Raw genomic sequence first — 19319 nt, forward strand, 5'->3', positions numbered from 1 at the left:
CCCATGCGACTCGACCACTCCTTCACCGTCCCGGCCGCGCCCGACGACGCGTGGAAACTCTTCCTCGACCTCGGCCGTGTGGCCCCCTGCATGCCGGGCGCCGTGCTCGACACCCTCGACGGCGACGCGTTCACCGGACGCGTCAAGGTGAAGGTCGGCGCCGTGCAGATGAGCTACCGCGGCGAGGGCACCGTGACCCGCGACGGGAGCGGGCGCTCGATGGTCCTCGACCTCAGCGGCAGCGAGACCCGGGGCGCGGGCACCGCGTCCGCCACCGTCACCGCGTCGCTCGCCGCCGACCCGGCGGGCACCCGGGTCCGCGTCAGCACCGACCTCGACATCACGGGCCGCCCCGCCCAGTTCGGCCGCGGCATCATGACCGAGGTCGGCGACCGCATCGTGCGTCAATTCGCCGACCGGCTGGAGGAGTTGCTGAGGGAGCCGGCCACCACGGAACCTACGGCGGTCTCGTCCCCGGCCCGCGAGCCCGAAGCGGTGGACCTCGGCGCGGCTGCCCTGCCCGTCCTCCTCCGGAAGGCGGCCGTCCCGGCCGTGGCCGTTCTCGTCACGATCGCCGTGATCCGCCTCGTCGGGCGACGCGCCTCCGGTCCGCGATCTCTTCAGGGGTAGGATTTTCAGGGGCGTAGGACATCGCGTCCCACCCGGAAGAGGCCGAGGGGACGGGGATGGCTGAACGGAAGGCGGCGCGGCGCGACGCCGTGGCGCAGATCATCGAGGACTGGGCGCGTGAGCGGCCCGAGCTGGACACGGCCCCGCTGGAGGTCCTCGCCCGGCTGCACCGCTCGTTCCTGCGGTACAACACCAAGCTCATCGCCTCGATAGAGCGGCACGGGCTCTCCGTCGCCGGCTTCGACGTGCTGACCGCGCTGCGCCGCTCCGGCGAGCCGTACCGCCTGACCGCGGGGCAGCTCGCCGACCAGGGGCTCGTCTCGTCGGCCGGGGTCACCCTGCGCATAGACCGCCTGGAGAAGGACGGCCTGATCGTCAGGGAGCGCGACGCCGGCGACCGCAGGGTCGTCTACTCACGGCTCACCGACGCGGGCCTCGCCACGGTCGACGAGGTGTTCACCGAGCACCTGGACAACGAACGCCGGATGCTCGGCGAGCTCTCCCCGGCGGAGTGCCGCCAGCTGGCGAGGCTCCTGCGCAAGCTGGAGAACTCCATCCTTGCGTCGGACACCCCGGACGAAGCGGCTTCATAGAGACGAAGCGGCTTCATAGAGACGAAGCGGTTTCCGGGCGACGATGCGGCTTCCTGGGGCGGAGGCGCTCACTCCCACAGGGAGCTGGGCGCCTCTCTCCTGATCGCCGGCGCGATCTCCTCGGCGAACCGCTGGAGCGTCTCGACCTGCTCGCCCGTTCCCTGCCCGTAGGCGTCGACGGTGACCGACTGGAGGTCGTGCCGGTACACCTCGTGGTAGCCGAGGATCTTGTCGATGATCTGCTGCGGCGAACCGATCAGCTGGGGCCCGTCCGCGATGGCGTCCTCGATCGTGCGGAACGGCGTGTTGTACCCCGCCCTGCCCTCCAGGTGCGGCTTGAAGGTCTGCGCGACCTTCGCCTCGTACAGCTCCTTGAAGCGCGCCACCGCCCGCTCGTGCGAGTCCGCGATGAGCAGGCCGCCCGAGCCCGCCGCGACGTGCGCCCGCGCCGGATCGTGCCCGTACGCCTCGAACCGCTCGCGGTAGTGGTCGATGAGTTTCGCGTAGGCCGCCCGCGGCTGGATGGCGTTGGCCGTGAACAGCGGATCGCCGTGCCGGGCCGCCAGCTCGGGGGAGTTGAACGAGGTCGCCGACCCGTGCCAGACGCGCGGCGGGCCGTCGTACGGACGCGGCACCGTCGTCACGTTCTTCAGGGCGGGCCTGAACTCGCCCTCCCAGTCGACGCCTTCCTCGCTCCACAGTCGCCGAAGGAGCTCGTACTTCTCCTTCTGGAGGTCCCACTGCCGCTCCTCGTCAAGCCCGAAGAGGTCGAAGTGGCCGGCCTCCGCGCCCTTGCCGATGACCAACTCGACGCGTCCGCGAGAGAGTTGGTCGAGGGTCGCGTAGTCCTCGGCGACCCGTACGGGATCGAGGATCGCGACGACCGTCACGCCGGTCAGCAGCTTGATGCGGGACGTACGGGCGGACAGCGCGCCGAGGAGCACCGTCGGGCTCGACGACAGGAACGCCCCCGCGTGCCGCTCACCGACCGCGTACGCGTCGAAGCCGAACTCCTCCGCCGCGACACCGACGTCGACGACCTGCGTCAACCGGTCGGCGGCGGACGGGAGTTCACCGGTGAGGGGGTGCGGCGCATGGCCGATGATGGACAGGACCTGGAACTTCATGCCCCCCACTCTCGCGCCCGGGCGTTGCGGGCGTGTGTACGCGGCATGGCAGCGCACCGGGACAGGCGAGAGGGGCGGCTCCCCCCGTGGCAGCCGCCCCTCAAGTCACATGGATCCAGAGGTGCTTACTTCTTGTCGAGCACGTCCTGGACCTTGGCGCGCACGTCGTCCGTGGCCAGGCCGCGGATCGTCAGCGTGGTGCGGCGACGCAGCACGTCGTCCGCCGTCTCGGCCCATTCGTGGTCGCGGGCGTAGGCGACCTGCGCCCAGATCTCCGGGGCGTCCGGGTGGACCCGCTCGCCGAGCTCCGGGTTCTCGTTGGTCATCCGCGCGATGTCGAAGGCCAGCGAACCGTAGTGCGTGGCCAGGTGCTTGGCCGTGTCGGCCGCCATGCGCGGCCCCGGGGCCGGGTGGTCGACCAGAAGACGGTGCGCGACGGCGCGCGGGTTGGCGACACCCGGCAGCGGCATCCGCTTCGGCAGTTCCTTGACCGGCTCGAAGTCCTCGCCCAGCGGGTGGCCCGGCAGCGACTCCAGCTTCTTCATGACCGTGCGGCCGATGTGGCGGAACGTCGTCCACTTGCCGCCGGCGACGGACAGCATCCCGCCGCGGCCCTCGGTGACGACCGTCTCGCGCTTGGCCTTAGACGTGTCGCCGGGCCCGCCGGGCAGCACGCGCAGACCCGCGAACGAGTACGTGATCAGATCCCGCTTCAGCTGCTGGTCCCGTACGGAGAAGGCCGCCTCGTCCAGGATCTGGTCGGTGTCCTTCTCGGTGACCGACACGTCGCGCGGGTCGCCCTCGTACTCCTCGTCGGTCGTGCCGAGGAGCAGCATGTCCTCCCACGGGAGGGCGAACGTGATGCGGTACTTGTCGATCGGCGTCGCGAGCGCGGCCTTCCACGGGGAGGTGCGCTTGAGGACGAGGTGGGCGCCCTTGGACAGACGTATGGAGGGGGCCGCGTTCGGGTCCTCCATGGCGCGCAGGTGGTCGACCCAGGGGCCGGTCGCGTTCAGCACGAGCCGGGCGTTCACGCCGAACTCCTCGCCGTCGACGCGGTCCTTGAGATCCGCGCCCGTGACCCGGCCCCGGGTGAAGCGCAGGCCCGTGACCTCGGCGTGGTTGAGGACCACGGCCCCGGAGTCGACGGCCGCGCGGACGGTCATCAGCGCCATGCGCGCGTCGTTCATCTGGTCGTCGCCGTACACGGCCACGGCCTTGAGGTTCTGCGTCCGCAGCTCGGGCACGTCCTGCTGTGCCTTCGCGGGGGAGAGCAGGTGCCCGACACCGTCACCGAACGCCGACAGGGCGCTGTACGCGAACACGCCCGCGCCCAGCTTCGCGGCGCCGTGCGGGCCGCCCTTGTAGACGGGCAGATAGAAGGTGAGCGGATTGGCGAGGTGCGGTGCCACCTGACGCGACACCGCACGCCGCTCGAAGTGGTTCTCCGCCACCAGCTTCACCGCGCCGGTCTGCAGGTAGCGCAGACCGCCGTGGAGCAGCTTGGAGGAGGCGGAGGAGGTGGCACCGGCGAAGTCGCCGGCGTCCACCAGGGCCACCCGCAGTCCCGACTGCGCGGCATGCCAGGCGGTGGAGATGCCCAGGATTCCGCCGCCGATCACCAGGAGGTCGTACTGAGCCTTGGAAAGCTGCTCCCGGGTCTCGGCGCGGCTCGCTGCTTTGAACGACGCAGTCGAGCCGGCGGCCGGATGCGTCCCGAGGGCAGGGACGCTCTGCAGGGTGGTCATGTCTTACTCCTCGCCACTTTCGTCGAGCCAGCCCATGGAGCGTTCAACGGCCTTGAGCCAGCTCTTGTACTCACGGTCGCGCTTCTCCGCGGCCATGTTGGGGGTCCATTCGGCGGCCCGGCGCCAGTTGGCGCGCAGGTCGTCGGTGCTGGTCCAGAAGCCGACGGCGAGACCGGCGGCGTAGGCGGCACCGAGGCAGGTGGTCTCGGCGACCATCGGGCGCACCACGGGGGCGTCCACGAAGTCCGAGAGCGTCTGCATCAGCAGGTTGTTGGAGGTCATGCCGCCGTCGACCTTGATCGCCGCGAGCTCGACGCCGGAGTCCTTCGTCATGGCGTCGGTGATCTCACGGGTCTGCCAGGCCGTGGCCTCCAGGACGGCACGCGCCAGGTGCGCCTTGGTGACGTACCGGGTCAGGCCGGCGATCACACCGCGGGCGTCGGAGCGCCAGTACGGGGCGAACAGACCGGAGAAGGCCGGCACGAAGTACGCGCCGCCGTTGTCCTCGACCGACGACGCGAGGGTCTCGATCTCGGCGGCGGTGGAGATCAGGCCCATCTGGTCGCGCATCCACTGCACCAGCGAACCGGTGACGGCGATCGAGCCCTCCAGGGCGTAGACCGCCTTCTGGTCGCCGATGCGGTAGCCGACGGTGGTCAGCAGTCCGTTGTACGAGTTGACCGGCTTGTCGCCGGTGTTCATCAGCAGGAAGGTGCCGGTGCCGTACGTCGACTTGGCCTCGCCCTCGGAGAAACAGGTCTGGCCGAACAGGGCCGCCTGCTGGTCGCCGAGCGCGGACGCGACGGGAATGCCGCCGAGGAGGTCGCCGAGAGGGCCGCCGCTGACCTCGCCGTACACCTCGGCGGAGGAGCGGATCTCCGGGAGCATGGTCAGCGGGACGCCGATGGACTCGGCGATCTTCGCGTCCCACTCCATGGTGTGGAGGTTCATCAGCATGGTGCGGGAGGCGTTGGTCACGTCGGTGACGTGCTTGCCGCCGTCGACACCACCGGTCAGGTTCCAGATGACCCAGCTGTCCATGGTGCCGAAGAGGATGTCGCCCGCCTCGGCGCGCTCGCGCAGGCCCTCGACGTTGTCGAGCAGCCAGCGGGCCTTGGGGCCCGCGAAGTAGGAGGCCAGCGGCAGGCCCGTCTCGCGGCGGAAGCGGTCCTGGCCCACATTGCGCCCGAGCTCCTTGCACAGGGCGTCGGTGCGGGTGTCCTGCCAGACGATGGCGTTGTGGACGGGCTCACCCGTGTTCTTGTCCCACAGCAGCGTCGTCTCGCGCTGGTTGGTGATGCCGATGGCCTTGATGTCGTCGCGGGTGATGCCGGCCTTGGTGATGGCCCCGGCGACGACCTCCTGGACGTTGGTCCAGATCTCGGTCGCGTTGTGCTCGACCCAGCCCGGCTTCGGGAAGATCTGCTCGTGCTCCTTCTGGTCGACGGAGACGATCCGGCCGTCCTTGTCGAAGACGATGCAACGGCTGGAGGTGGTGCCCTGGTCGATCGCTGCGATGAACGGGCCCGCGGTGTGTGCGTCGGTCACGGTCTGCTCCTGGAAGTTCTCGGTGCGGCTCTGGCGGAGGGTGCGCAGGGGGTCGGTCGCCTACTTGAAGGCGACGTTGTAGAGACCGCCCGCTATGGCGCCGCCGATGAGAGGGCCGGCGACCGGGATCCAGGCGTACGTCCAGTCGGAGCCGCCCTTGTTCGGCAGGGGCAGCAGGGAGTGCACGATGCGCGGTCCGAGGTCGCGGACCGGGTTGATCGCGTAGCCCGTGGGCCCGCCGAGGGAGAGGCCGATGCCGACCACGACGAGCGCGGTGACCATGGCGCCGAGGACGCCCAGGCCGTTGCCTCCGTCGTTGAGGCCCTGCGTGAGGATGGCCAGGACGAGCACGACCGTGGCGATGATCTCCGTGACGAGGTTCTGCACCACGTTCCGGATCTCGGGGCCGGTCGAGAAGATGCCGAGCACCGGGCCCGCGTCGGGAGCGGCCTTCTCCTGGACCATGCCTTCCTCGGCCGGCGGGGCGGCGAGGATCTCCGGGTCGGTCAGATGCGCCTGGAACTGGCCGTAGTACGTGGCCCAGACCAGCACGGCGCCGATCATCGCGCCCAGGAGCTGCGAGCCCAGGTAGAGCGGAACATCGCTCCACTTGGTGCCGCCCTCGATGGCGAGACCTATGGTGACCGCCGGGTTGAGGTGGGCGCCTGACACGCCCCCCGCCACGTAGGCACCGGTCAGTACCGCGAAGCCCCACCCGAAGGTGATCGCGAGCCAGCCGGCGTTGCGCGCCTTGGAGCGCTTCAGCGTGACGGCGGCGCACACGCCACCGCCCAGCAGGATGAGTAGGGCGGTACCGATGGTCTCGCCGATGAAGATGTCGGAGCTGGACACCCGCGACTCCTTTGTCCTTCGTCCAGGGGAAGCCGAACCCCGGGTCCCTCTCCGGTGGTTCGCGCCCTCAGGTGAGAGCGTTTTCGGCCCTGGCTTGCCACACTCTAACGTCTATTGCCGGTAGGTGTTCGACAATGCCGACCGATGGACGCGAGTCTCACCCCGGGGTTACTCGCTAGTCAAGGGTTCTGTTATCGAAAACTCGATCGTTATTGATCGGGCCGGGCTATCGGTTCCGTGTCTGGACTGCGCGTTCGTCGATGGTGTCCCGGAAAGGTGAGGCCTGCACGCCGAAACGTCGAAGGCCCCGCCGGGAAGCGGGGCCTTCGGTCCGTACGGGGGCGCCGGCGGGGCGGCGCGGGGCGCTCAGAAGCGGCTGGCGCCCAGGTCCCGGGAGACGGCGCGGGCGCAGTCCCGCACGGCGGCGACGAGCTCGGGGCGCAGCTCCCCGTCGACACACACGCGCTCCACGGCGCCGGTGACGCCGACGGCGCCGACCGGCATGCGCCGCCGGTCGTGGATCGGGGCCGCGACCGACGCGACGCCCTCCCAGGTCTCCTCGACGTCGTCCGCGTACCCGCGCGCGCGGGTCAGGTCCAGGAGGGTCTCGAACTCCGCCATGTCGCTCACGGTCCGCCCGGTGAACGCCTTGCGCTCCACCTCGACCACCTCGCTGTGCGCCACCGGGTCGTACGCCGACAGGACCTTGCCGAGCGCCGTGGAGTGCAGCGGCTGCATCGCCCCGACCTCCAGGACCTGACGGCTGTCGTCGGGCCGGAAGACGTGGTGCACGATCAGTACGCCCCGCTGGTGCAGGACGCCGAGATAGACGCTCTCGCCGCTGGAACGCGCCAGGTCGTCCGTCCACACCAGCGCGCGCGCCCGCAGCTCGTGCACGTCCAGATAGCTGTTGCCGAGGCGCAGCAGCTCCGCGCCCAGCTGGTAGCGGCCCGACGCGGCGTCCTGCTCGACGAAGCCCTCGTGCTGCAACGTACGCAGAATGCCGTGCGCCGTGCCCTTGGCCAGCTCCAGCGCCGAGGCGATGTCCGAGAGGCCGAGCCGGCGCTCACCGCCCGCAAGGAGCCGCAGCATGGCGGCTGCCCGCTCGAGTGACTGGATGTTCCGTGCCATCCCAGCCCTTCCTCCCTCGATCCTCTCGCCGAGCAACGTTCGACAATGCTGAACACTATCGGTCGTTGCCGACCTCGTGCGAATACGCGAGGAGCCTATATTTCGCCCCGTTTGGCTCGACGCCCCGGTTCGGAACGCACCCGCACACACCCGCGCCCCGCGCCACATGGCCGTTCCGGCCAGTGGACGCCTCCGCGCGGAAACCACCGGCCCGGCTACCCTGACCGGGTGCGCCTCCTTCATGGGAGCCGCAAAGCCGACAGCCGTCGCACCTCAGGGAGCACTTTCATGGCCTCGTTGCCAACGCCCGTCCCGTCCACCGACTCCGCCGGCCGGACCCGAGCCGACGCCCTCCGTGAAGCCCTGGCCACCCGTGTGGTCGTGGCCGACGGCGCGATGGGCACGATGCTCCAGGCGCAGGACCCGACCCTCGAGGACTTCGAGAACCTCGAGGGCTGCAACGAGATCCTGAACGTCACCCGCCCCGACATCGTCCGTTCGGTCCACGCGGAGTACTTCGCGGTCGGCGTCGACTGCGTCGAGACGAACACGTTCGGCGCGAATCTCGCGGCCCTGGGGGAGTACGACATCCCCGAGCGCGTCTTCGAGCTCTCCGAGGCCGGCGCGCGCATCGCCCGCGAGGTCGCCGACGAGTTCACCACGAGCACCGGACAGCAGCGCTGGGTCCTCGGCTCCATGGGCCCCGGCACCAAGCTGCCCACCCTCGGTCACGCCGCGTACACCGCGCTGCGTGACGCCTACCAGCAGAACGCCGAGGGCATGATCGCCGGGGGCGCCGACGCGCTCCTCGTCGAGACGACGCAGGACCTGCTCCAGACCAAGGCCTCGATCATCGGCGCCCGCCGCGCCCTCGACGCCACCGGTACGAACCTCCCGCTGATCTGCTCGGTCACGGTCGAGACCACCGGCACGATGCTCCTCGGCTCCGAGATCGGCGCGGCGCTGACCGCCCTGGAGCCCCTCGGCATCGACATGATCGGCCTGAACTGCGCCACCGGCCCGGCCGAGATGAGCGAGCACCTGCGCTACCTCGCCCGTCACTCCCGTATCCCGCTGTCCTGCATGCCCAACGCCGGCCTGCCCGTCCTCGGCAAGAACGGCGCGCACTACCCGCTGACCGCCCCCGAGCTGGCCGACGCGCAGGAGACGTTCGTCCGCGAGTACGGGCTCTCCCTCGTCGGCGGCTGCTGCGGCACCACGCCCGAGCACCTGCGCCAGGTCGTCGAGCGCGTCCGCGGCCTCACCCCCACCGTCCGCGAGCCGCGCCCCGAGCCGGGCGCCGCCTCGCTCTACCAGACGGTCCCGTTCCGCCAGGACATCTCGTACATGGCGATCGGCGAGCGCACGAACGCCAACGGCTCCAAGAAGTTCCGCGAGGCCATGCTGGAGGGCCGCTGGGACGACTGCGTCGAGATGGCCCGCGACCAGATCCGCGAGGGCGCGCACATGCTCGACCTCTGCGTCGACTACGTGGGCCGTGACGGCGTCGCCGACATGGAGGAGCTGGCCGGCCGCTTCGCCACCGCCTCCACCCTGCCGATCGTCCTGGACTCCACCGAGGTCGAGGTCCTGCGGGCCGGCCTGGAGAAGCTCGGCGGCCGCGCGGTCATCAACTCCGTCAACTACGAGGACGGCGACGGCGCCGAGTCCCGCTTCGCGAAGGTCACCCGGCTCGCGCAGGAGCACGGCGCCGCCCTGATCGCGCTGACCATCGACGAGGAGGGCCAGGCCCGCACCGTCGAGCACAAGGTCGCCATCGCCGAGCGCCTCATCGACGACCTGACCGGCAACTGGGGCATCCATGAGTCGGACATCCTCATCGACTGCCTCACCTTCACCATCTGCACCGGCCAGGAGGAGTCGCGCAAGGACGGCATCGCCACCATCGAGGCGATCCGTGAGCTGAAGCGCCGTCACCCCGACGTGCAGACCACGCTCGGCCTGTCGAACATCTCCTTCGGCCTCAACCCGGCCGCCCGCATCCTCCTCAACTCGGTCTTCCTCGACGAGTGCGTGAAGGCGGGCCTCGACTCGGCGATCGTGCACGCGTCGAAGATCCTGCCGATCGCCCGGTTCAGCGAGGAGGAGGTGCAGACGGCTCTCGACCTGATCCACGACCGTCGCGCGGAGGGCTACGACCCGCTGCAGAAGCTGATGGCGCTGTTCGAGGGCGCCACCGCGAAGTCCCTCAAGGCCGGCAAGGCCGAGGAACTGGCCGCGCTGCCCCTGGACGAGCGCCTCAAGCGCCGCATCATCGACGGCGAGAAGAACGGTCTGGAGGCCGACCTCGACGAGGCGCTGCAGACCCGCCCCGCCCTCGAAATCGTCAACGAGACGCTCCTGGACGGCATGAAGGTCGTCGGCGAACTCTTCGGCTCCGGCCAGATGCAGCTGCCGTTCGTCCTCCAGTCCGCCGAGGTCATGAAGAACGCGGTGGCCTTTCTGGAGCCGCACATGGAGAAGTCCGACGCCGAGGGCAAGGGCACCATCGTCCTGGCCACCGTGCGCGGCGACGTCCACGACATCGGCAAGAACCTCGTCGACATCATTCTGTCGAACAACGGCTACAACGTCGTCAACCTCGGCATCAAGCAGCCCGTCTCCGCGATCCTGGAAGCCGCCGAGGAGCACAAGGCCGACGTCATCGGCATGTCCGGACTCCTCGTCAAGTCCACTGTGATCATGAAGGAGAACCTGGAGGAGCTCAACCAGCGCAAGATGGCCGCCGACTTCCCCGTGATCCTCGGCGGCGCGGCGCTGACGAGGGCGTACGTCGAGCAGGACCTCCACGAGATCTACGAGGGCGAAGTCCGTTACGCGCGCGACGCGTTCGAGGGCCTGCGCCTCATGGACGCGCTCATCGCCGTCAAGCGGGGAGTCCCCGGCGCCACGCTCCCCGAGCTCAAGCAGCGCCGGGTCAAGGCGGGCGCCGTACAGATCGATGAGCGGCCCGACGAGGAGCCGGCGCGCTCGGACACGTCGACCGACAACCCGGTCCCCGAGCCCCCCTTCTGGGGCACCCGCGTCATCAAGGGCATCCAGCTCAAGGAGTACGCGTCCTGGCTGGACGAGGGCGCCCTGTTCAAGGGTCAGTGGGGCCTCAAGCAGGCGCGCACCGGCGACGGGCCCACGTACGAGGAGCTGGTGGAGACCGAGGGCCGCCCGCGGCTGCGCGGCTGGCTGGACGAACTGCACACCAAGAACCTCCTGGAAGCGGCCGTCGTCTACGGCTACTTCCCGTGCGTGTCCAAGGGCGAGGACCTGATCCTCCTCGACGAACAGGGCAACGAGCGCACCCGCTTCACGTTCCCGCGCCAGCGCCGCGGCCGCCGGCTGTGTCTCGCGGACTTCTTCCGTCCCGAGGAGTCGGGCGAGACCGACGTCGTCGGCCTTCAGGTCGTCACCGTCGGCTCCCGGATCGGCGAGGAGACCGCCAAGCTCTTCGAGTCGAACTCGTACCGCGACTACCTGGAACTGCACGGCCTGTCCGTCCAGTTGGCCGAGGCGCTCGCCGAGTACTGGCACGCACGCGTCCGTTCGGAGCTGGGCTTCTCCGGCGAGGACCCCGCCGAGATGGAGGACATGTTCGCGCTCAAGTACCGCGGCGCCCGCTTCTCGCTCGGCTACGGAGCGTGCCCGGACCTCGAGGACCGCGCCAAGATCGCTCAGCTCCTGGAGCCCGAGCGCATCGGCGTCCACCTCTCAGAGGAGTTCCAGCTCCACCCGGAGCAGTCCACGGACGCGATCGTCATCCACCACCCCGAGGCGAAGTACTTCAACGCGCGCTAGCGCGGTGCGGAGGCCGCCCGCGAGATGTCGGCGCGCGCATTGATCCGCAGAAGTCGTACACTGGTCGGTCCAGTGCAGGCCGGCTGCCTTCCTGTCAAAAGGAGGCGGCCGGCCTTCTCGTCCCTCACGGAGGTGTGCCCGGATGACCAGTACGGTCCCCGCTCTCGGTACCCGAACGGCCGAAGGCTCCGCCCTGCAGGCCGTGCTCCTCGACATGGACGGCACTCTGGTGGACACCGAAGGCTTCTGGTGGGACGCCGAGGTCGCCGTCTTCGGCTCCCTGGGGCACGCGCTCGACGAGGCGTGGCGCCATGTCGTCGTCGGCGGCCCCATGACCCGCAGTGCCGGCTTCCTCATCGAGGCGACCGGCGCGGACATCACGCTCCCCGAGCTGACCGTGCTGCTCAACGACGGCTTCGAGGAGCGCATCAGCAGCGTCCTGCCGCTCATGCCGGGCGCCGCGCGGCTCCTTGCCGAACTCGCCGCCCACGAGGTCCCCACGGCCCTCGTGTCCGCCTCGCACCGCCGCATCATCGACCGGGTCCTGACCTCGCTCGGCCCCGAGCATTTCTCGCTCACGGTCGCAGGTGACGAGGTCGAGCGGACGAAGCCGTACCCCGACCCGTATCTGCTCGCCGCCGCGGGACTGGGTGCGGATCCGGCCAGATGCGCCGTCATCGAAGACACCGCCACCGGTGTCGCCGCCGCCGAGGCGGCCGGCTGCCACGTCGTCGCCGTACCCTCCGTGGCCCCCATCGCACCCGCCTACCGGCGCACCGTCGTCCCCTCGCTCGAACACGTCAACCTCCCTTTTCTACATGGCCTGATGGGCTACTGAACCTTCGGTAACACCGCTCGCGCGTGGCCGAAATGCTGCGCCCATCAACCTAGTTGAGCATGTGACGTTTCCCACTCGACGTGGGGTCGACAGGTATACGGACCTGTGCTGCGACCCCACCCCCCATCCCACCCTGAGTGACCTTGTGTCCCGATTGGTCGGACCCTGAGCCGAAGCGACCCCTGTGGGGTTATCGGTGTGTCCGCGCCCGGTTTCGTAGCGTGATGAAGCCGTGGCTCCGGCCCCTTCGGGACGCTTCGCCGTGCGCATTAATGTCGTGGCGAGAACATCGCCGTAACCCCTCGTGTCCCGTCGACACCACCCCCGTTGCCGGGCCCACGGGATCGACAGCTCTGGAGAACTTCGAGCATGAACCGCAAGACTTTGGTGTTGCCGGCCGTCATAGGCCTGCTCGCGCCTGTGCTCGCCGCCTGCGGCGGGTCCGACAGCGGGGGCAAGGACGGCAACCCGATTGCCGTCGGTACCACCGACCGGTTCGTTGCCTCGAAGGCGGTCCCGGCCCCGTTCGACCCCGCGTACGCCTACGACGCGGGCTCCTGGAACGTGCTGCGCCAGACCATCCAGACCCTGATGGCCATGCCGCGCGGCGGCGGCGAGCCGGTGCCCGAGGCCGCCCAGACCTGCGGCTTCACCGACACCGGCAACGAGCGCTACTCCTGCACCCTGCGCAAGGGTCTCGCGTTCGCCGACGGCACCCCCGTCACCGCCTCGGACGTGAAGTTCTCCATCGACCGTGTGCTCGGTATCAAGAGCGACAGCGGCTCCTCCGCGCTGCTCTCCAGCGTCGACACGATCGAGACCAAGGGCCGCAGCGAGGTCATCTTCCACCTGAAGAGCCCCGACGCCACCTTCCCGTACAAGCTGGCCACACCCACGGCCGGCATCGTCAACCCCGACGACTACACGAAGGGGAAGCTGCGCAACGGCTTCGCGGTCGACGGCTCCGGCCCGTACACCCTTGACGCCAAGGTCAAGGACAACACCCTCGTCAAGGCCGTCTTCACCAAGAACCCCCACTACAAGGGGCAGTTGAAGCCGAAGAACGACAAGGTGGAACTGGTCTCCTTCGCGGACGCCGACGCCATGGGCAAGGCCCTCGAAAAGGGCGACGTCGACATGATGACGCGCACCATGTCGCCGGAGCAGATCAAGCAGCTCTCGGACAACCCGGGCAAGAACGTCAACCTGGTCGAGATGCCGGGCATGGAGATCCGTTACCTCGGGTTCGACACCAGCGCCCCGGTGGTCAAGAGCAAGGCCGTCCGGCAGGCCATGGCGCAGGTCGTCGACCGCGGCCAGCTCACGGCCGACGTCTACGGCACCTCCGCCGAGCCGCTCTACTCGCTCGTGCCCGCCGGCATCACCGGCCACACGAACTCGTTCTTCAACAGGTACAGCGAGCCGAGCGTCTCCAAGGCCCGCTCGATCCTGTCGCGGGCCAACATCACCACGCCGGTGAAGCTGACCCTGCACTACACGACCGACCACTACGGCCCCGCCACCAAGCGGGAGTTCGAGGTGCTCAAGAAGCAGCTCAACTCCAGCGGCCTGTTCGACGTCGGCATCAAGGGCGACGCCTGGGACACGTACCGTGCCTCCGAACTCAAGGGCAAGTACGACGTCTACGGCCTCGGCTGGTTCCCCGACTTCCCCGACGCCGACAACTTCATCGCGCCGTTCCTCGACAAGGACAACTTCCTCGCGTCCCCGTACGCGAACAGCACGATCCGGGACCAGCTCATCCCCGAGTCCCGTCGTGAGGCCGACCGGCTGACCGCCTCCAAGAGCCTCACCAGCATCCAGAACATCGTCGCCGACGACGTACCGGTCCTCCCGCTCTGGCAGGGCAAGCAGTATGTCGCCGCCCGCGACGACATCACCGGAGTCGAGTGGGCGCTGAGCTCCTCCTCGATCCTTCAGCTCTGGGAGCTCGGCCGCGGCGTGAGCGGCTGATCCCCGCGCGAGCCGGCCTCCCCTTCCAGGGCGGCCGGCTCGCCCGTTTTCCGCACCACTGACGACAAGGCACGTACGTGAGAATGCGCAACCAGTGGCTGGTCCTGCCCCTCGGGACGGGACTCACCGCGGCCCTGCTGGCCGGCTGTGGCACCGACCAGGGCGATGCCGCCGGGCAGGGCGGGGCCGTGGTCATGGGAATGTCCGACGACATCCAGGCCACCGATCCGGCGTCCGGCTACGACCCGGGGTCGTGGCTGCTGTTCAACAACGTGTTCCAGTCGCTCCTGAGCTTCCCCAAGGGCAGCACGGAGCCGGAACCCGAAGCGGCCAAGGAGTGCTCCTTCACGGACTCCGGCACCCGCGTCTATTCCTGCACCCTGCGCGACGGACTCACGTTCAGCAACGGCCACAAGCTCACCTCGAAGGACGTCAAGTTCTCCTTCGACCGCATGATGAACATCGGTGACGACGCCGGCCCGGCGATCATGTTCCCCATGCTCGACAAGGTCGAGACGCCGAACGCCAAGACGGTCGTCTTCAAGCTGAAGCACGCGGACGCCACCTTCCCCAGCAAGATCGCGTCCGGCGCCGGTTCCATCGTCGACCACGCCGCCTACTCCATGGACGGCCTGCGCACGGACGGCAAGGCCATCGGCTCCGGCCCCTACAAGCTGGACTCCTTCGACAAGAAGAAGGCCGTCTTCTCGGTCAACCCGGGCTACAAGGGCACCGCGAGGGTCCAGAACTCCGGCATGACCATCAAGTTCTTCCACGGCGACCAGGCGGGCCTGAAGAAGGCCCTCGTCGGCGGCGACATCGACCTCGCCTACCGCGGACTCGCCGCCAAGGACATCGCCGGCATCGAGAACTCCACCTCGACGAGCAACACCATGGACGTCGTCGAGGGCACCAGCGCCGAGGTCCAGCACCTGGTCTTCAACATGAAGGACCCCGTCGCGGGACGCCTGTCCGTCCGCAAGGCCATGGCGTACCTGATCGACCGGGACGCCCTGGTCGACGAGGTCTACCAGGACACCGCCACCCCGCTGTACTCGATCATCCCGGCGGGCATCAGCGGCCACAACACCGCCTTCTTCGACACCTACGGCGCGCACCCCTCGCCCGACAAGGCCCGCGCCGCGCTGCGCGCCGACGGCATCACCGGCAAGGTGAAGATCACCCTCTGGTCCACGCCCTCGCGCTACGGCCCCGCCACCGACCAGGAACTGACGGCCATCGCCAAGCAGCTCAACGCGAGCGGCCTGTTCGACGCCGACATGAAGTCCATCGAGTACGGCCAGTACGAGAAGGACATCAAGACCGGCAAGTACGGCGTGTACGTGAAGGGCTGGGTCCCGGACTACCCGGACCCCGACAACTTCACCCAGCCGTTCTTCGGCGCCGGCAACGTCCTCGGGAACAACTACACCAACAGCACCATCACCGGGAAGATCATCCCGGAGACCGGGGCACAGAGCGACCGCGCCTCCACCGACCGGGACTTCGAGCAGCTCCAGAACATCGTCGCCGACCAGCTACCGGTCCTGCCCGTCTGGCAGGCCAAGCAGTACGCCGTCGTCCGCGACAGCGTCTACGGCCTGGAGTCCTGCCTCGACGCCTCGACCGTCTTCCGCTTCTGGGAGATCAGCAAGGGCACCGCGTAACCAACAGGCCGGTGGCCGCCTCCCTTCGCGGGAGGCGGCCACCGGCCTGTTCTCTCAGACGCCGCTGTTCTCGCTGAAGCCTTCTACTGGGCGCCGGGACGCACCAGACCGCTCTCGTACGCGTACACGGCAGCCTGCACGCGGTCGCGCAGCCCCAGCTTCGTCAGCACATGGCCGACATGGGTCTTCACCGTCGTCTCGCTGACGAACAGATCCGCCGCGATCTCCGCGTTCGACAGGCCGCGTGCCACGAGCTTCAGGACCTCGACCTCACGCTCGGTCAGCGTGTGCAGGGTGTCGGGCACCGGGTCGTCGCCCGACGGGAGATGGTCCGCGTACTTGTCGAGGAGCCGGCGCGTGATGCTCGGCGCGAGCATCGCCTCGCCCGCCGCGACCACTCGGATCGCCTGCACCAGCTCGTTGGCCGGGGCGTCCTTCAGGAGGAAGCCGCTGGCGCCGGCGCGCAGCGCCTCCACCACGTACTCGTCGAGGTCGAACGTCGTCAGGACGAGCACCTTCGCCGGACCGTCCCGGCCGGGACCGGTGATCTGCCGGGTCGCCTCGACACCGTCCATCCGCGGCATACGGATGTCCATCAACACCACATCGGGCTGCAGGGCCCGGACCTGGTCGAGCGCCTGCAGGCCGTCTCCGGCCTCGCCGACGACCGCGATGTCCTGCTCGGCCTCCAGAATCATCCGGAACCCGGTACGGAGCAGCGGCTGGTCGTCGACCAGTAGGACGCGGATCGCCACGTAACTCTCCTTCGGTAGTCCGGGCCCATTCTGCCCTGCTAGCCGGCGTCCGACCCGGACGCCCTGATCTGAAGGGGATACGGCGGGGGAGTCCCACCGAACTCCGGACAAACCGCCTGATGGTCGCACCAACCGCACAGCTTCGTCGGGCGCGGCCGCCACTCGCCCGTCTCCGTGGCCAGCTGGATCGCGTCCCACAGCGCGTGCAGCTTGCGCTCCACCTGCTCCAGGTCCGCCACCACCGGGTCGTACGTCAGCACGTCACCGCTGCCCAGATAGACCAGCTGGAGCCGCCGCGGCACGACCCCCTTCAGACGCCACACCACCAGCGCGTAGAACTTCATCTGGAAGAGGGCGCCCTCCGCGTACTCGGGGCGCGGGGCCTTGCCCGTCTTGTAGTCGACGATCCGGACCTCGCCCGTCGGCGCCACGTCGACCCGGTCGATGATGCCGCGCAGCTTCAGGCCCGAGTCCAGCTGGGCCTCGACGAACAGCTCCCGCTCGGCGGGCTCCAGACGCGTCGGGTCCTCGAGCGTGAACCAGCGCTCGACGAGCTGCTCGGCCTCGCCGAGCCAGCGCGCCATCCGCTCACCCTCGCCGTCGTCCGCGAACAGCTCGGCCAGCTCAGGCTTCACTTCGCGCAGCCGGTCCCACTGGCCGGGAATGAGCGCCTTGGCCCGCGGGGCCGTCCGCTCTCCCGCCGGAGCGTCGAACAGTCTCTCCAGCACGGCGTGCACCAGCGTGCCGCGGGTCGCCGCCTCGCTCGGCTTCTCGGGCAGCTTGTCGATCACCCGGAATCGGTAGAGCAACGGGCACTGCATGAAGTCGCTCGCGCGCGACGGCGAGAGCGACGCAGGGCGAGCCGCCGCGGCGGCCCCTTCGGTGCTGGTTTCCATGACGACAGACCTTACGGGCCGCCACTGACAGTCAGGTACGAACGCGTCACGGGCGTCCTGGGAAGCGGGGCACGGCGCCGCCGCAGGGGAGTCGACGAGGGCCGCGCCACACCGGACGCATACCATCGACGGCAGACCCCCTCGCCCTGCATGATCGTGCAACGGCAGGAGCGAGGGATTTCCAACGAGGGGACCGAGGGATCACCGTGGACGAGAGCGGCCGGCCGCAGCCCGGCAGCGGCACGACGGACGACCATCAGGCCGCCCGCCCCACGCCCCCACCACCCGCGAGCGCGAACGGCGCGGCCCGCGCGAACTCCGTCCCGCACACGCCCCGGGACCCGGAAGAGCCGCCGCACAAGGAGCACCCCGAGGACGCCACCCCGGCCGACGAGGGCGACACCCCGGACACTGCCCCGGACACCGCCCCCGGCCCGGACCCGTTCACCAAGCAGCCCCCGGCCGGCGGCGATGACACGGCCCCGCCCGCTCAGGACCCCGTGTCCCAGGGCGACTCCCCGCCCACCCGCACCCCCGCGACAAGCGGCCGCCGTCCCACCAAGGCTCCCGAGCCCCGTGGCGGACTCCTCATGGGGCGCCCCTTCGGCGTCCCCGTCTACGTCGCGCCCAGCTGGTTCCTCGTCGCCGCCCTCATCACCTGGGTCTTCGGCGGACAACTCGACCACGTCCTGCCCGGACTCGGCGCGGTCCGCTATCTGGTCTCGCTCTTCTTCGCGGTCGCGTTCTACGCCTCCGTACTCGTCCACGAACTCGCGCACACCGTCGCCGCGCTCCGCTTCAAGCTGCCGGTGCGCCGCATCCAGCTCCAGTTCTTCGGTGGCGTTTCCGAGATCGAGAAGGAATCCGAGACGCCGGGACGCGAGTTCGTACTCGCCTTCGTCGGACCGCTGCTCTCCCTCGTCCTGGCCGGCGTCTTCTACCTCGGCATGCTCGCCGTGGAACCCGGCACCGTGCCCGGCGTCCTGCTCGCGGGACTGATGATCTCCAACCTCATCGTCGCCGCGTTCAACCTGCTGCCCGGCCTGCCCCTCGACGGCGGCCGCATGCTCCGCGCCATCGTCTGGAAGATCACCGGCAAGCCCATGAGCGGCACCATCGCCGCCGCCTGGGTCGGCCGGGCCCTCGCGATCACCGTCCTCATCGGACTCCCGCTGCTCACCCAGTCCGGCGCCCTCGGCGAAGGCGCCGCTGACGTCAGCGGCATGGACACCGTCACCGACGCCCTGCTGGCCGCCATCCTCGCCGCGATCATCTGGACAGGCGCCGGCAACAGCCTCCGCATGGCCCGCCTGCGCGAACACCTCCCGGAGCTGCGCGCCCGCACCCTGACCCGCCGCGCCGTCCCCGTGGAGAGCGCCACCCCGCTGTCCGAGGCCCTGCGCCGCGCCAACGAGGCGGGCGCCCGCGCCCTCGTCATCGTCGACGCCGACGGGGAACCCAGGTCCCTCGTGCGCGAGGCCGCCATCGTCGGCGTACCGGAACACCGCCGCCCCTGGGTCGCCGTCAGCGGCCTCGCCCATGACCTCACCGACGGCATGCGCGTCTCCGCGGAACTCGCCGGCGAGGAGCTCCTCGACACCCTCCGCGCCACCCCCGCCACCGAGTACCTCGTCGTCGAGGAGAGCGGAGCCATCTACGGCGTCCTGTCCGCCGCCGACGTGGAGCGCGCCTTCGTCAAGGCCATGGCCCGCCCCTCCTGACCGGGCCCGCACTCCCTGCGCCCCTGGTC

14 protein-coding genes are annotated in these 19319 nt (G+C 69.6%); 7 read left to right on the forward strand and 7 right to left on the reverse strand.

The annotated features are described in order from the left end of the window. Positions 1–3 precede the first annotated feature (3 nt). Together OG456_RS29550 and OG456_RS29555 are read left to right on the forward strand one after the other, a co-directional pair. On the forward strand, positions 4–630 hold the full coding sequence (locus OG456_RS29550; protein WP_266566239.1) for an SRPBCC family protein: 627 nt from the start codon (positions 4–6) through the stop codon (positions 628–630). Positions 631–686: 56 nt separating this feature from the next. Beyond that, positions 687–1223, forward strand: coding sequence for a MarR family winged helix-turn-helix transcriptional regulator (locus OG456_RS29555; protein WP_266566241.1), 537 nt, complete (start codon positions 687–689; stop codon positions 1221–1223). A 68-nt stretch (positions 1224–1291) separates the two neighbouring features. Here OG456_RS29555 and OG456_RS29560 read toward each other — a convergent pair whose 3' ends face one another. The 5 genes from OG456_RS29560 to OG456_RS29580 form a co-directional block, all read right to left on the reverse strand. Then, positions 1292–2350, reverse strand: coding sequence for an LLM class flavin-dependent oxidoreductase (locus tag OG456_RS29560; RefSeq protein ID WP_266566242.1), 1059 nt, complete (start codon positions 2348–2350; stop codon positions 1292–1294). Positions 2351–2475: 125 nt separating this feature from the next. Next, positions 2476–4098 carry a glycerol-3-phosphate dehydrogenase/oxidase gene (locus OG456_RS29565; RefSeq protein WP_266566244.1) on the reverse strand — a complete coding sequence of 541 codons (1623 nt, stop codon included), beginning with the start codon at positions 4096–4098 and terminating at the stop codon, positions 2476–2478. A 3-nt stretch (positions 4099–4101) separates the two neighbouring features. Beyond that, a complete protein-coding gene (glpK, locus tag OG456_RS29570; protein ID WP_266566246.1) occupies positions 4102–5646 on the reverse strand; it encodes a glycerol kinase GlpK in 1545 nt (514 codons plus the stop codon). 60 nt (positions 5647–5706) lie between these two features. Beyond that, complete coding sequence (locus OG456_RS29575) at positions 5707–6498, reverse strand: MIP/aquaporin family protein (protein WP_266566248.1); 792 nt, start codon at positions 6496–6498, stop codon at positions 5707–5709. A 366-nt stretch (positions 6499–6864) separates the two neighbouring features. Further along, complete coding sequence (locus OG456_RS29580) at positions 6865–7629, reverse strand: IclR family transcriptional regulator (protein WP_266566249.1); 765 nt, start codon at positions 7627–7629, stop codon at positions 6865–6867. A 288-nt stretch (positions 7630–7917) separates the two neighbouring features. On the opposite strand from OG456_RS29580, the gene metH reads away from it, so the two are divergent. The 4 genes from metH (at position 7918) to OG456_RS29600 (ending at position 15918) form a co-directional block, all read left to right on the forward strand. Further along, positions 7918–11439, forward strand: coding sequence for a methionine synthase (gene metH / locus OG456_RS29585; RefSeq protein ID WP_266566251.1), 3522 nt, complete (start codon positions 7918–7920; stop codon positions 11437–11439). A 142-nt stretch (positions 11440–11581) separates the two neighbouring features. Beyond that, positions 11582–12277 (forward strand): HAD family phosphatase, encoded by a 696-nt coding sequence (locus tag OG456_RS29590; protein ID WP_266566253.1) that lies wholly within the window; start codon positions 11582–11584, stop codon positions 12275–12277. 369 nt (positions 12278–12646) lie between these two features. After that, positions 12647–14251, forward strand: coding sequence for an ABC transporter substrate-binding protein (locus OG456_RS29595; RefSeq protein WP_266566255.1), 1605 nt, complete (start codon positions 12647–12649; stop codon positions 14249–14251). 77 nt (positions 14252–14328) lie between these two features. Beyond that, positions 14329–15918, forward strand: a complete 1590-nt coding sequence (locus OG456_RS29600) for an ABC transporter substrate-binding protein (protein WP_266566257.1) — start codon at positions 14329–14331, stop codon at positions 15916–15918. Between the two features lie 83 nt (positions 15919–16001). On the opposite strand, the gene OG456_RS29605 is transcribed toward OG456_RS29600, so the two are convergent. Together OG456_RS29605 and OG456_RS29610 are read right to left on the reverse strand one after the other, a co-directional pair. Continuing rightward, the gene (locus OG456_RS29605; protein WP_116503106.1) at positions 16002–16673 is read right to left on the reverse strand and encodes a response regulator transcription factor; all 672 of its coding nucleotides are present in this window, start codon (positions 16671–16673) and stop codon (positions 16002–16004) included. Between the two features lie 38 nt (positions 16674–16711). After that, positions 16712–17569: a RecB family exonuclease gene (locus OG456_RS29610; protein ID WP_266566261.1), complete on the reverse strand. Its 858-nt coding sequence runs from the start codon at positions 17567–17569 to the stop codon at positions 16712–16714. Positions 17570–17775: 206 nt separating this feature from the next. On the opposite strand from OG456_RS29610, the gene OG456_RS29615 reads away from it, so the two are divergent. Continuing rightward, positions 17776–19290: a site-2 protease family protein gene (locus OG456_RS29615; RefSeq protein ID WP_266566263.1), complete on the forward strand. Its 1515-nt coding sequence runs from the start codon at positions 17776–17778 to the stop codon at positions 19288–19290. Positions 19291–19319: the final 29 nt, after the last annotated feature.

The organism is Streptomyces sp. NBC_01446 (genome assembly GCF_026340095.1).
Taxonomy (GTDB): Bacteria; Actinomycetota; Actinomycetes; order Streptomycetales; family Streptomycetaceae; genus Streptomyces; species Streptomyces aureus.